Origin of the sequence: Nocardiopsis mwathae (genome assembly GCF_014201195.1) — a bacterium.
In the GTDB taxonomy this organism is placed as follows: Bacteria; Actinomycetota; Actinomycetes; order Streptosporangiales; family Streptosporangiaceae; genus Nocardiopsis_C; species Nocardiopsis_C mwathae.
Genome location: NZ_JACHDS010000001.1, coordinates 432,883 through 447,096 on the forward strand (window position 1 = coordinate 432,883; position 14,214 = coordinate 447,096).

The window sequence follows — 14,214 nt, forward strand, 5'->3', positions numbered from 1 at the left end:
GCGATGGCCGATGCCAAGGACAAGAAGCTGGTCGACGCGCTCCGGGCCTCCCTCAAGGAGACCGAACGGCTGCGTGCGCAGAACAAGAAACTGACGGCGGCGTCGCGGGAGCCGATCGCGATCGTCGGCATGAGCTGCCGCTTCCCCGGGGGTGTGACGTCCCCGGAGGACCTGTGGCGGCTGGTCGCCGACGGGCGGGACGCGGTCGCCGGGTTTCCGACCGATCGCGGCTGGCCCGCGGACCTCTACGACCCCGACGCGACGCGACCGGAGACCAGCTACTCCAACGAGGGCGGGTTCCTCTACGACGCGGCCGACTTCGACGCCGACTTCTTCGGGATCAGCCCCAATGAGGCGCTCATGATGGACCCGCAGCAGCGGCTGCTGCTGGAGGCGTCGTGGGAGGCGTTCGAGCGGGCCGGGATCGATCCGGGGACGCTCAAGGGCAGCGCCACCGGCGTGTTCGCCGGGATGATGTACCACGACTACCCGGCCAACGCGAGCACGGGCGCCATCGCCTCGGGCCGGATCGCCTACGCCCTGGGGCTGGAGGGTCCGGCGGTCACCGTCGATACCGCGTGCTCGTCGTCGCTGGTCGGCCTGCACTGGGCCGTGCAGGCGCTGCGGTCGGGTGAGTGCTCGCTGGCACTGGCCGGCGGCGTGACCGTCATGGCCACCCCGGAGACGTTCATCGAGTTCAGTCGGCAGCGCGGGCTCGCGCCCGACGGGCGGTGCAAATCGTTCTCCGGGGCGGCCGACGGCACCGGCTGGGGCGAGGGCGTCGGCATGCTGCTCGTCGAGCGGCTGAGCGACGCGAAGAAGAACGGGCACCCGATCCTGGCGATCGTGCGCGGCAGCGCGCTCAACCAGGACGGGGCCAGCAACGGGCTCACCGCCCCCAACGGGCCGTCGCAGATCCGGGTCATCCGCCAGGCGCTCGCCAACGCGCAGGTGTCGGCCGAGCACGTCGACGCCGTCGAGGCACACGGGACGGGGACCACCCTGGGAGACCCGATCGAGGCACAGGCGCTGCTCGCCACCTACGGCCGCGACCGCGCGGCCGACCGCCCGCTGTGGCTGGGGTCGATCAAGTCGAACATGGGCCACACCCAGGCGGCGGCCGGCGTCGCCGGGGTCATCAAGATGGTCATGGCGATGCGGCACGGAGTTCTTCCCAAGACGCTGCACGTTGATCGGCCGTCGCCGCAGGTGGACTGGTCGGTGGGCGCGGTGGAGCCGCTGACCGGGGCGCGGCCGTGGCCCGAGGTCGACCGGCCGCGCCGCGCCGCCGTGTCGTCCTTCGGGATCAGCGGCACCAACGCCCACGTCATCCTGGAGGCCGCGGCGGAGGCGCCGACCGAGGCCGTCGATACGGCCGACGCCGCGGTGTCCACCCCGGTCGTGCCGTGGGTGCTGTCGGCGAGGACCCCCGACGCCCTGCGCGCCCAGGCCGAGCGGCTGCGGGCGCACGTCGCCGACCGGGCCGAGGAGACGGCGCTGGACGTCGGGTACGCGCTGGCCACGACGCGTGCGTCGATGAAGCACCGGGCGGTCGTCGTCGGTGCGGACCGCGAGGAGCTGCTGCGCGGGCTGGACGCGGTCGCGGCGGAGACGGCGGCTCCGGGGGTCGTGCGGGGGACGGTGCGCCGGGGGAAGACCGCGTTCCTGTTCTCCGGTCAGGGCGCTCAGCGGCTGGGGATGGGCCGGGAGTTGTATGCGGCGTTCCCGGTGTTCGCCGAGGCGTTCGACGCGGTCTGCGCCGAGCTCGACAAGCACCCGGACCGCCCCCTCAAAGACATCGCCTGGGCCGAAGAAGACTCCGCCGATGCCGGTCTGCTGAACCAGACCGCTTACACGCAGACGGCGCTGTTCGCGATCGAGGTGGCGCTGTTCCGTTTGGTGGAGTCGTGGGGGATCAGGCCTGACTTCCTGGCCGGGCACTCGATCGGTGAGCTGGCCGCCGCGCATGTCGCCGGGGTGCTGTCGCTGGACGACGCGTGCGCTCTGGTGGCGGCGCGCGGACGGTTGATGCAGGCGCTGCCGTCCGGCGGCGCCATGGTCGCCATCCAGGCCACCGAGGAGGAGATCGCCCCGGCCCTGGCGGGTCTGGAGGACAAGGTCAGCATTGCCGCGGTCAACGGCCCATCGTCGGTCGTCATCGCCGGTGCCGAGGACGTGGCCGAGGAGATCGGCGCGAAGTTCGCGGCGATGGGCCGCAAGACCCGCCGCCTGACGGTCTCGCACGCCTTCCACTCTCCGCTGATGGAGCCGATGCTGGCGGAGTTCCGGTCGGTCGCTGAAGGCCTCACCTACAACCCCCCGTCGATCCCGCTGGTCTCCAACGTGACCGGTTCGCTCTCCTCTGCCGTTGATCTCGGGGATATCGGGGGAAAAACCGGCGCTGATACCCCGATATCTCCGAGATCAACGGGGGATGTGGGGTCGGCGGAGTACTGGGTGGATCACGTCCGCCACGCCGTCCGGTTCGCCGACGGGGTGCGTGCGCTGGAAGCAGAGGGCGTGGCGCGCTTTCTGGAGCTGGGGCCCGACGGTGTCCTTACGGGGATGGCCCAGGGGTGCGTGGAGTCCGCCGACGCCCTGCTGGTCCCGGCCGCCCGGAAGGACCGGGGCGAGGTGACGGCGCTCTTCACCGCCGTCGGCGCGCTGCACGCCGACGGCGCGTCCGTGGACTGGGACGCGGTCTTCGCGGGGCGCGGCGCCAAGCGCGTCGATCTGCCCACCTACGCCTTCCAGCGGCGGCGGTTCTGGCTGGAGGACCCGTCGCTGGGCGGCGACCCAGCCGGGCTGGGGCTCGAAGCGGCCGACCACCCGCTGCTCGGTGCGGTGGTCGCGGCCTCGGAGGACGGCGGCGAGACGGTGCTGACGGGCCGCCTGTCCGCGGACTCTCCGGCGTGGCTCGGCGACCACCTCATCGCCGAGACGGTGCTGTTCCCCGGCACGGGGTTCGTCGAGCTGGCGGTCCGCGCCGGCGACGAGGTCGGGTGCGGGGTGGTGGAGGAGCTGACGCTGGAGGCGCCGCTCGCGCTGCCCGACAGCGGGGGAGTGGCGGTCCGCGTCGTCGTGGGCGGACCGGGCGAGGGCGGGGCGCGGGCGATCCACATCTACGCGCGGGCCGAGGGCGCCGCGCCGAGTGAATCGTGGACGCGCCACGCGGTCGGCACGCTGGCCCCGAACACCGCCCCCGCATCGGATGACGTGCTCGGGGTGTGGCCGCCGCAGGGCGCCACCGCCATCGACCTCGACGGTTTCTACCCCCGGCTGGCCGAGCGGAGCCTGACCTACGGGCCGGTGTTCCAGGGGCTCAGGGCGGCGTGGCGGCGCGGGGACGAGGTTCTGGCCGAGGTCGCCCTCCCCGAAGGGGCCGAGGGCGAGGCGGCCCGGTTCGGCCTGCATCCGGCCGTGCTCGACGCGGCCCTGCACACCATCTCCTTCATGGAAGGGAACGAGGAGCGGCCGCTGCTGCCGGTGGCGTGGAACGGCGTCGCCCTGCACGCGGCGGGGGCGGGATCGATCCGCGTGCGGCTGCGGCCGACCGGGGACGACATCGTCGCCCTGGACATCGCCGATGCGTCGGGCGGCTCGGTGGCGTCGGTGGAATCGCTGGTCCTGCGGCCGCTCGCGCTCGACGCGCTGGAGGCTGCGGTCGGGGGGTACCAGGAGTCGCTGTTCCGCGTGGAGTGGGCGCCTGCGGCGGTGGGCGGGTCGACGCCGCCGAGCTGCGCGGTCCTCGGCGGCGACCCGTTCGGCGTCGTGGGTGCGGATGACGTTCCCGCCTTCGACGACCTGGACGTGCTCGGCGCGGCCATCGACGCGGGTGCCGACCGGCCCGAGGCGGTGCTCTACCCGTTCGACGCGAGTGCCGGGGCGGACCCGGCCGCCATCCGCGCGGCGGTGTCGTCGGTGCTTCGGGACGCCCAGTCGTGGCTGGGCGACCCGCGCTTCGCCGGGTCCCGGCTCGTCCTGCTGACGCGCGGCGCGGTCGCCGTCGGTGATGGGGAGGACGTCGCCGACCTGGCCGGGGCCGCGGCGCGCGGCCTGGTGCGGTCCGCTCTCGCCGAGAACCCGGACCGGTTCGGTCTGCTGGACATCGATGGTGCGGTTTCGGATCCCGCCGCGCTTCCTCTCGCTGTCGGCGTCGGTGAAGCGGAGGTCGCGGTGCGCGGCGGCGAGGTTCGCGTGCCGCGCCTCGCGCGGGTACCGGCGGTCGGCGAATCCGAGGTGCGGCCCTTCGGCTCCACGGCCGACGGGACGGTGCTGGTCACCGGTGGCACTGGTGGCCTGGGCGCTCTCGTGGCCGAACACCTGGTGCGGGAGCACGGGGTGCGGCACCTGCTGCTGACCAGCCGCCGGGGCATGGACGCGCCGGGGGCGGCCGAGCTCGTGGACAGGCTGACCGGGCTCGGGGCCGAGGCGGAGGTCGCGGCCTGCGACGTGTCCGACCGGGAGGCCCTCGCCGCCGTCCTGGGCATGATCCCGGCCGATCGGCCCCTGGCGGGGGTCGTCCACACGGCCGGGGTGCTGGACGACGGCGTTGTCCCGTCGCTCACTCCCGAGCGCATGGACACGGTGCTGCGTCCCAAGGTCGATGCGGCCTGGCACTTGCACGAGCTGACCCGGGACCGCGACCTGTCGGCGTTCGTGCTGTTCTCCTCGGCCGCCGGAGTTCTCGGCAGCCCGGGGCAGGGCAACTACGCGGCCGCCAACTCCTTCGCCGACGCGCTGGCCGCGCACCGCCGGGCGCAGGGGCTGGTCGGCCAGTCCCTCGCCTGGGGACTGTGGGCGCGGTCCAGCGGGATGACGGGGACACTCGACGACGCCGACCGCTCCCGGATCGCGCAGGGGGGCGTGCTTCCGCTCTCCGACGAGGAGGGCCTGGAACTCCTCGACGCGGCTGCCGTGTCCGGAGGGGCGCTCCTCGTCCCGATGGGCGTCGATCTCACGGCTGTGGGCGCGGCGGGAAATGGCCTTCCGGACCTCTTCCGAGGCCTGGTGCGGACACCGGCGCGGCGATCGGCGAGTGGCACACGGGCCGGCGCGGGGGCGCTGCGCAAGCAGCTCGCCGACCTCGCCGAGGAGGAGCGTGAAGGCGCGCTGCTGGAGGCGGTGCGCGGGTACGCGGCCACCGTGCTCGGGCACGGCGGCGCCGAGGACGTCGACCCGGACCGCGACTTCCTGGAGTCCGGCTTCGACTCGCTCACCGCGATGGAGCTGCGCAACCGGCTCAACGCCGCCCTCGGACTGAGCCTGTCGCCGATGGTGGTCTTCGACAGTAAGAACCCGGCGGATCTCGCCCGTTATGTTCTCGGTGAGCTAGCGGCGCAGCTGGACGGCGCCGTGAACGGTGGCGCGGCGTCGGCGGACTCGGCGATGTCGGGCGACGATCGGTCGGACACCCTGCACGACCTGTTCCAGAGCGCCGTGACCTCGGGCCACATGCAGAAGGGGTTGTCCCTGCTGCGTGCGGTCGCCGACATCCGGCCGGAGTTCGAGACGCCGGACCAGCTGGAGGAGCCGATCAGGGCGGTGCGGTTGGCCGACGGGTCGAAGCGGCCCCGGCTGATCTGCCTGGCCACGCCCATGGCGACCGGTGGCGTGCACCAGTTCGCGCGGCTGGTTCCGCCGTTCCGCGGGGAGCGCCCGGTGGCGGCCCTGCCGCTGCCGGGCTTCGGGCGCGGGGAGCCGTTGCCGACATCGCTCGACGGCGTGCTCGCGGCGATCGCGGACAGCGTGCTGGACGCGGCCGAGGGAGAGCCCTACGTGCTGCTCGGCTACTCGTCGGGCGGCCTGGTGGCCCAAGCCCTCACCGCCCGCCTGGAGGACCTGGGCAAGCGGCGGCCGGAGGCGGTCGTCATGCTCGACACCTACCAGGTGGACGACTCCGGGAAGGCCGACCTGTTCGAGGACCTGATCGGGGGCCTGTACACGAAGGAGTCGAACTTCGGGCGCTTCGACAGCGCGCGCCTGTCCGGGATGATCCGCTACATCGACCTGCTGCTCGGCGACTTCACGGCCCGGAGCATCGAGACGCCGATCCTGTTCGTCGGCGCGAGCGAGTGGTTCAGCGACGCGAAGCCGAACGAGCGAGCGGAGCCGTCGATGCCGTTCGCCGACGGCCGGTTCGCGTCGGCGGTGGAGTCGAGTGAGGAGGCCGGGCGCGTAGAAAGCACTGCTGCGGCGGAGGCGGCGGACGGCGAGGACTGGCAGGCGACGTGGGACGGAGCCGCGGCCACGGTGCGCGTGCCGGGCAACCACTTCACCATCGTCGAGCAGGACGCGGTGACGACCGCCCACGCCATCGAAGAATGGCTCGCGACCCTCGACATCTGATACCGCTTCCACCCCACCTCCTCCGATGATCTCGGGGACGGCGACGTAATACCGGCGGGTATTCGGTCGACGGGCCCGAGATCAACGGGGGATCAGGGGTGCCCCCACCCGTTGGCGAGCCGCCGCATGTAGGGCCGGATGAGGGCGGGCTGGACGGAGTCGTGGCGCTTGTTCCAGCAGCCGATGGGTTCGCCGGGGTAGGCGAAGATGAAGGTATGGCGGACCGGGAGGAGTGTCCAGCCCTTCCGCAGTCCCCTGGTGTGGTCGCTCAGCCAGGCGCCGAACAGCTCTTCGGCATGACTGGACTCCCGTGCCCAGAGGAACATCGGCGGGCGGCGTCGGCCGCGACGCTCGTCGGACAGGATGAGGAGCAGCACCGCCGCCACGATGTCGGCCAGGCGCCCCAGCACTCCCCGCCGGGGTTTGGCGTGCCGGGCGTGGTAGGTCGGAATCCTTGCGGCGATCACTTCTCACCTCGTGGGAATGAAGGGCGGCAGGCCGTCGGGGCCTGTCCGACGGTGGAGGCGGCCCGGACACCGGTCCCCAGGTCGTGTCCGGGGACGGTGCGGTCGTGGCCCCATGCGTCCGCCAGCGCTTCGACGAGCAGGAGCCCGCGCTGACCCTCGGTAGTCAACCAGTCATCAGGGGACCTGTGTGCAGGAATCGTGGGAATGAGTCCGCTTCCGTCCTCGTCGACCTTCGGATCCCGCCGGGCGCCGCAGGGGCTCGTGCGGCTCTGTGGTCAGGCTCCTTGCCAGGCTCTTCGCCCGGTACTTTCGTGCTGCCGGGGTTCGAGAACCGCGCCGCTGCGGGCGGTCCATGGAGAGGCGAGGGAAACGCGTCCACGGGGTCGAGGTCGGGGTCCGGGAATCCGGGGGGCGGTCCTTCTGTGTTCTGTCATGCGGAATGTTCAGGGTTCAATATGTGAGCGTCGGCCATTTTGTGTTCTTGATCGTTTGTGATTCGACGGACGTCGGTCGCAGTGGTGATGGCACCATTGACTTCAGAGTTCATGCTGATGGAGGTGGGTGATCCGGAGGGTGGTAAGTGTGGTGTCATCACCACTGCCCTTGGTGGTGCGTGCACCAGTGTGATCATCTGTAGGCTCCTGGAAGCCTTGAGTCATGGGATGAATGCTGCCATTTTCAATAGGTGAATATTCCATCACTTCCGTGGGCCATGATCGCTGTTCTTCTGCGATCTGGTCCTTCTTTATGGTGAGCGCGTTATTTGCTGCCGTGATCACTCTGGATGGTGTGGGTGAGTAACGAACAGAAGCTTCTCGACTACCTCAAGCGGACCACCGCCGACCTGCGCAGTGCGCGGAAGAAGGTCATCGAGGCGGAGCTGCGGGAGCGGGAGCCGATCGCGATCGTCGGGATGGGCTGCCGGTTTCCCGGCGGGGTGGAGTCGCCCGAGGACCTGTGGCGGGTCGTCGACGAAGGCCGCGACGTCGTCGGTGGCTTCCCCGAGGACCGGGGGTGGGACCTGGCCGGGCTCTACGACCCCGAACCGGGCAGGCCCGGAAAGTGCTACGTGGACCAGGGCGGCTTCCTCTACGACGCCGGGGACTTCGACGCCGACTTCTTCGGCATCAGCCCACGCGAAGCCAAGGACTCCGACCCCCAACAGCGCCTGCTCCTGGAGACGGCCTGGGAGGCGATCGAGAGTGCCGGCATCGATCCCACGACGCTGAAAGGCACCCCCACCGGCGTGTTCGCCGGGGTCATGCACCACGACTACGGCGTCGGCAACACCGTCGGCAGCATCGTCTCCGGGCGCATCTCCTACACCCTCGGCCTGCAAGGGCCGGCCGTCTCCCTCGACACCGCCTGCTCGTCCTCACTGGTGGCTCTGCACACCGCCGCGCAGTCGCTGCGCAGGCAGGAATGCGGCCTCGCCCTCGTCGGCGGTGTCACCGTCATGGCCACCCCCGACGCCTTCCTCTACTTCAGCGAGCAGCGCGGACTTGCCTCCGACGGCCGCTGCAAGTCCTTCGCCGCGGCCGCGGACGGCACCGGGTGGAGCGAAGGCGTCGGCATGCTCCTGGTCGAACGCCTCTCCGACGCCGAGAAGAACGGCCACCGCGTCCTCGCCGTCCTCCGGGGCAGCGCGGTCAACCAGGACGGCGCCAGCAGCGGCCTCACCGCGCCGCACGGCCCCTCCCAGATCCGGGTGATCGAGCAGGCCCTGGAGGACGCCCGGCTGCCCGCCGAGTACGTCGATGCCGTCGAGGCGCATGGGACCGGTACGACCCTGGGCGACTCGGTGGAGGCGCAGGCGCTGCTCGCCACCTACGGGAAGGACCGCCCCGCCGACCGGCCCGTGCGGCTCGGGTCGATCAAGTCGAACATGGGCCACGCCCAGGCCGCCGCCGGTGTCGCCGGGGTGATCAAGATGGTCATGGCGATGCGCCACGACCGGCTGCCCCGGACCCTGCACGTCGACGCGCCCTCGCCGCAGATCGACTGGTCCGCGGGCGGTGTCGAACTCTTGACCGCCCCGGTCGCCTGGCCGCGCACCGACGAACCGCGCCGCGCGGCCGTCTCCTCGTTCGGAATCAGCGGCACCAACGTCCACGTCATCCTGGAGGAGCCCCCGCCCGCCGAAGGCGAACCGAGCCCGACCGACGGCGACGCGCCGGACCCCGCCGCGCCGCTCCCCGTCCCCTGGGTGCTCTCCGCCACGACCCCCGAAGCCCTGCGTGCCCAGGCCGCCAAACTCCACTCTCACCTGGAGGAGCGGCCCGACCTGCACCCGGTGGACGTCGGCCACTCCCTGGCCACGACGCGTACCGCCTTCGCCCACCGAGCCGTCGCCGTCGGCAACGGCCGTGACGAACTCATGCGCGGACTCGCCGATCTGGCCCACGGCGGCTCCGCCGACAACATCGTCCACGGCACCGGCTCGACCGAAACCCCGCGTGTGGTGTTCGTCTTTCCCGGTCAGGGCTCGCAGTGGGCCGGGATGGCGGCCGGGCTGCTCGACGCCTCGCCCGTCTTCACCGAACGTATGGGGGAGTGCGCCCGAGCCCTGAAGCCGTTCGTCGACTGGGACCTGTTCGACGTGCTGCGCGGCCGCCCTGGCGCGCCCACGCTCGCCGCGGTCGACGTCGTGCAGCCGGCGCTGTGGGGGGTGATGGTGTCGCTGGCCGAGTTGTGGCGCGCCCACGGGGTCGAGCCCTCGGCGGTGGTCGGACATTCCCAAGGCGAGGTCGCCGCCGCCTGCGTGGCCGGAGCGCTCTCGCTCGACGACGGCGCCCGCGTCGTGAGCCAGCGCAGCCGCGTCATCGCCGAGCGGCTGGCCGGGAAGGGCGCCATGGCCTCGGTGGTGGCACCGGTCGGCCGGGTCCGCGACCTGGTCGCCGCCTGGGGCGGACGCATCCAGATCGCCGCGGAGAACGGCCCGAGCTCCGTGGCGATCTGCGGCGAACCTCCCGTGATCGACGAGCTGATCGAACGGCTGACCGGCGAGGGCATCCGCGCGCGTCGCATCGGCGTCGACTTCGCGTCCCACTCCTCGTTCGTCGAGGACGTCCGCGACGACATGCTCCAGGCGTGCGACCCCGTGCGCCCCCGGTCATCGGATATCGCCTTCCACTCGACGGTCACCGCGGCACGCCTGGACACGGCAGGCCTCGGCGCCGACTACTGGTACCGCAACCTCCGGTCCACCGTGCGCTTCGACGAGGCCGTGCGCGGTCTGCTCGACACCGGCGCCGACATCTTCATCGAGGTCAGCCCGCACCCCGTGCTCTCCCTGGGGGTGGACCAGGCCATCGAGGCCGCCGGTGCTCCCGCCGCCACGGTGCCGACCCTGCGCCGCGACGACGGCGGCCCGGCCCGGTTCGCGATCTCGCTCGCCGAGGCGTACGTGCACGGTGTCCCCGTGGACTGGGCCAGGGAGTTCTCGGGAGTCGGCGCCCGGCGCGTGGACCTGCCGACCTACGCGTTCCAGCGCGAACGCTACTGGGTCGACCCCTCGGGCCCCTGCACCGGCGCCCCGGCGGGCCCCGCCGGCGGCGTCGGCCTGGAGCCGGTGGACCACCCCGTCCTCACCGCCGCGATGCCCGCGCCCGAGACCGGCGGCGTAGTGCTGGTGGGCCGACTGGCCCGCGCCTCCCACCCCTGGGTGGCCGACCACGCCGTCGCTGACACGGTCCTCTTCCCCGGCACCGGCTTCGTCGAGCTGGCGATCCGCGCAGGAGACGAGGCGGGCTGCGGGCGGCTGGACGAACTGACCCTGGAGGCACCGCTCGTCCTCCCCGACCGGGGAGGCGTCGCGCTCCAGGTCGTGGTCGGCGAGCGGGACGCGGCCGGGGCGCGTTCCGTCGGCATCTACTCGCGCGCCGACGACGGACCATCCCGCGAGACCCCCTGGACCCGGCACGCCACCGGATCGGTGAGCGAGACGCCGACCGAGAGCGCGGCCGCCGGGCTGAGCGTGCCCCCTGCGCGCTCAGCCTCCTCGCTCGGCTCCGCCGCCGACGCGGGTGGGCCTGCGGCGGGTGGCGTCGACGGCTCCGCTCGCTCGTTCGACTTCGCCTCGCCGTGGCCCCCGGCCGACGCCACCGCACTGGATGTCGCCGACGCCTATGAACGTCTGCGGGCCGACGGGTACGGCTACGGCCCGGTGTTCCAGGGACTGCGTGCGGCATGGCGCCGTGGCGACGAGCTGTTCGCCGAAGTCGCCCTGGCCGACGCGGCGCGAGCGGAAGCCGACGGCTTCGGCCTGCACCCCGCCCTCCTCGACGCCGCACTGCACCCCGCCCTCCTCCCCGGCGACGGCGCCGAAGGCGGACGCGACGGGGTCGGCGACGCCAAGGGCGACGGCGGCGCGACCATGGTCCTCCCCTTCGGCTGGAACGGGGTCACCCTCCACGCGGTCGGCGCCACCGAACTGCGTGTCCGGCTGGTGACGGCTCCCAGCGGCGGCGGGGAACTGGCCGTGGCCGATACCTCCGGCCGCCCTGTTCTGACGGTCGACTCGCTGGTCGTGCGCAAGGTCCCGGCCGACCGGCTGATCACGGCCGCCCGGCGGCCACACGAGTCCCTCTACCGGGTGCGCTGGGAGCCCGCACCGAGTCTGGCGCGTGTCGCATCCTCCCCGCCCTCCCCGGCGGCCCCTCGCGGCCTGGTCGTCCTCGGCCCCGACACGCTCGGCCTCGGCGGCGGCGCCGAACAACTCGCCGACACCACCGCACTCGCCGCCGCCATCGACAACGGGCGCACCCCGCCCGACCTCGTGGTCACGCGCATCGCGCCCGCGACCGGCGACCTGCCGGACGCGGCCCGCACCACCGCCTGCGAAACACTGGACCTGCTGCAGGCCTGGTGCGGCGACGACCGGCTCGCCACCTCCCGCCTGGTCGTGGTGGCCGGCGGCGCAGCGGTCGCCGGCGCCGACGCGGAGCACACGGACCTCGGCCTGGCCCCGGTGCGGGGCCTCGTCCGCTCGGCGCAGGCCGAGAACCCCGGCCGAATCGTGCTGCTCGACCCAGACGACTCCGTCATCCCCGCAGACCTCCTGTGCGCGCTGGCGGAGTCCGGCGAACCCGAGGTCGCACTGCGCGCCGGGACGCCCTGGGTCCCCCGACTGGCCCGGACCGGCGCGCCCGCCGACCGCCCCGACGCGTGGGACGCCTCCGGCACGGTCCTGATCACGGGCGGAACCGGCGGGCTCGGCGCGCTCGTCGCCCAGCACCTGGTCGCCGAACACGGCGTGCGGCACCTGCTGCTGGCCGGCCGCCGCGGCCCCGACGCCCCCGGAGCGGCCGAACTCCAGGCCGACCTCGTCGCCCGTGGCGCCACCGTCACCATGGCCGCCTGCGACGTCTCCGATCGCGCGGAAGTGGCCCGCCTGCTCGCCGGGATCCCGGTCGAACGTCCCCTGACCGGGGTGGTGCACACCGCCGGTGTGCTCGACGACGGCGTCATCGGTTCGCTGACCGCCGAGCGTATGGACAAGGTCATGCGTCCCAAGGTCGACGCCGCCTGGCACCTGCACGAGTTCACCCACGACCTCGACCTGTCGGCGTTCGTGCTGTTCTCGTCCGCTGCCGGGGTCCTGGGCAACCCCGGCCAGGGCAATTACGCGGCGGCCAACACCTTCCTCGACGCGCTCGCCGCACACCGCCGCGCCTCCGGGCTGCCCGGCCGGTCGCTGGCCTGGGGACTGTGGGCGCGAAGCAGCGGGATGACCGACGCGCTCGGCGGCGCCGGCACCTCCAGGATCGCGCGCGGCGGCGTGCTGCCCCTGCGCGACAGCGAAGGCCTGGAGCTGTTCGACGCCGCCACGACCTCAGACGACGCCGCCTCCGTCCCCATCAGGCTGGACCTGGAATCCCTGTCCGGCAGCGGCGACCTCCCCCCGCTGTTCCGCGGGCTCGTGCGCCGTCCCTCCCGGCGGATCGTCAGCGGCCGCGCCGACGCCGAGCCACTGCGCGACCGACTCACCGGCGAGCCCCGGGAGGCGATCGAGGCAGAGGTGCTGGACCTGGTACGGACCCACGTGGCGGCGGTGCTCGGACACGGCGGCCCCGAGGACATCGACCCCGACCGGAACTTCTTCGAATCGGGCTTCGACTCGCTCACCGTGATGGAGCTCCGCAACGGGTTGAACGCCGCCACCGGGCTGTCCCTGCCGCAAATGGTCGTGTTCGACAACGACAACCCCGCCGCACTCGCCCGACAGGTCGCGTACCTCCTGACCGAGGAACTGGACGGCGGAACCGGCGGCGAGCAGCAGAACGACCCCGAGGAGGCGGATGACCTGCACGCGCGCCTGCGCGAGGCGGTCCTCTCCGGCGACCCGCAGCGGGGGCTGGCGATGCTCCGCGTTGCAGCGGAGGAGCGGCCGAGGTACGACTCCCCGGCGGACCTGGACGAACCCCCGGCGCCGGTGCGACTGGCCGAGGGAGCCGGGAACCCGAGGCTGATCTGCGTCAGTACGCCCATGGCGACCGGCGGCGTCCACCAGTTCACCCGCCTGGTCACCCACCTGCGCGGGGTACGCCACGTGTCGGCGGTCCCGGTACCCGGATTCTCCTCGGGCGAGAGGATCCCCGCCACCGGTGCGTGCGCCCTGGAGACCATCGCGCAGAGCGTCCTGCGCGCGGCCGAGGGGCAGCCGTTCGCCCTGCTCGGGTACTCCTCGGGCGGCCTCCTCGCCCAGGCTGTGGCCGGCCACCTTCAAGCGAATCGGGGAATCGACCCGACCGGGGTCGTCATGCTCGACACCTACCCGATCAAGGGGCGCACCGGGGCGCCCATCTTCGAACGCCTCATCGGAGGCCTCTTCGACCGGGAAGCGACCTACGGCTGGTTCGACGCCACCCGCCTGACCGGCCAGGCCGCCTACATGAACATCCTCCAGGACCTCGACACCGACATCTCCCGAGCCCCGCTGTTCTTCGTCGGAGCCGAGGCCCCCTTCGAAACCGAACCTGACGGCTCGGCCCCCGCCGACTGGGCCGCCACCTGGGAGTCCGCCACCCTGACCCGCCGCGTCCCAGGCGACCACTTCACCATGGTCGAGGACCACGCCGAAACCACGGCCCGGGCCGTCGAGGAGTGGCTGGCGCGGCTGGGGTAGGGAATCACGTCCACCGCTCCCGCACACCGGGTCCGCTGATCACCACCCCGATCGGCGGACCCGGTGCCGCCTCCCGCAGTGAGCATGGGCTGACATCCGATGGTGTCCGTTTCGTCCGATCAAATCCCATGGTCATTCGCGGGAGCCGAACAAATCAGGCGCCGGGAGGATAGGGTCGTCCGCCGCCTCCTCTCCGGCCTGTCCGGAACCGACTCGCCCTCGGAAAGCGCTTACCCGCCCCCAAGGGCACCGCCGACCGTGGCGGGGCAGGGG

Annotated in this window: 4 protein-coding genes; 2 read left to right on the top strand and 2 right to left on the bottom strand. The window is 72.7% G+C overall.

Translation table 11 applies throughout. The features are described from left to right. The first annotated feature begins 3 nt into the window (after nt 1-3). Nucleotides 4-6,348 carry a type I polyketide synthase gene (locus HNR23_RS01715; protein WP_184072827.1) on the top strand — a complete coding sequence of 2,115 codons (6,345 nt, stop codon included), beginning with the start codon at nt 4-6 and terminating at the stop codon, nt 6,346-6,348. Between the two features lie 92 nt (nt 6,349-6,440). On the opposite strand, the gene HNR23_RS01720 is transcribed toward HNR23_RS01715, so the two are convergent. Beyond that, a complete protein-coding gene (locus tag HNR23_RS01720; RefSeq protein WP_184072829.1) occupies nt 6,441-6,815 on the bottom strand; it encodes a hypothetical protein in 375 nt (124 codons plus the stop codon). Between the two features lie 536 nt (nt 6,816-7,351). Beyond that, nucleotides 7,352-7,594 carry a hypothetical protein gene (locus HNR23_RS01725; protein ID WP_184072830.1) on the bottom strand — a complete coding sequence of 81 codons (243 nt, stop codon included), beginning with the start codon at nt 7,592-7,594 and terminating at the stop codon, nt 7,352-7,354. Nucleotides 7,595-7,608: 14 nt separating this feature from the next. On the opposite strand from HNR23_RS01725, the gene HNR23_RS01730 reads away from it, so the two are divergent. Then, on the top strand, nt 7,609-13,941 hold the full coding sequence (locus HNR23_RS01730) for a type I polyketide synthase (protein ID WP_221307997.1): 6,333 nt from the start codon (nt 7,609-7,611) through the stop codon (nt 13,939-13,941). Nucleotides 13,942-14,214 lie beyond the last annotated feature (273 nt).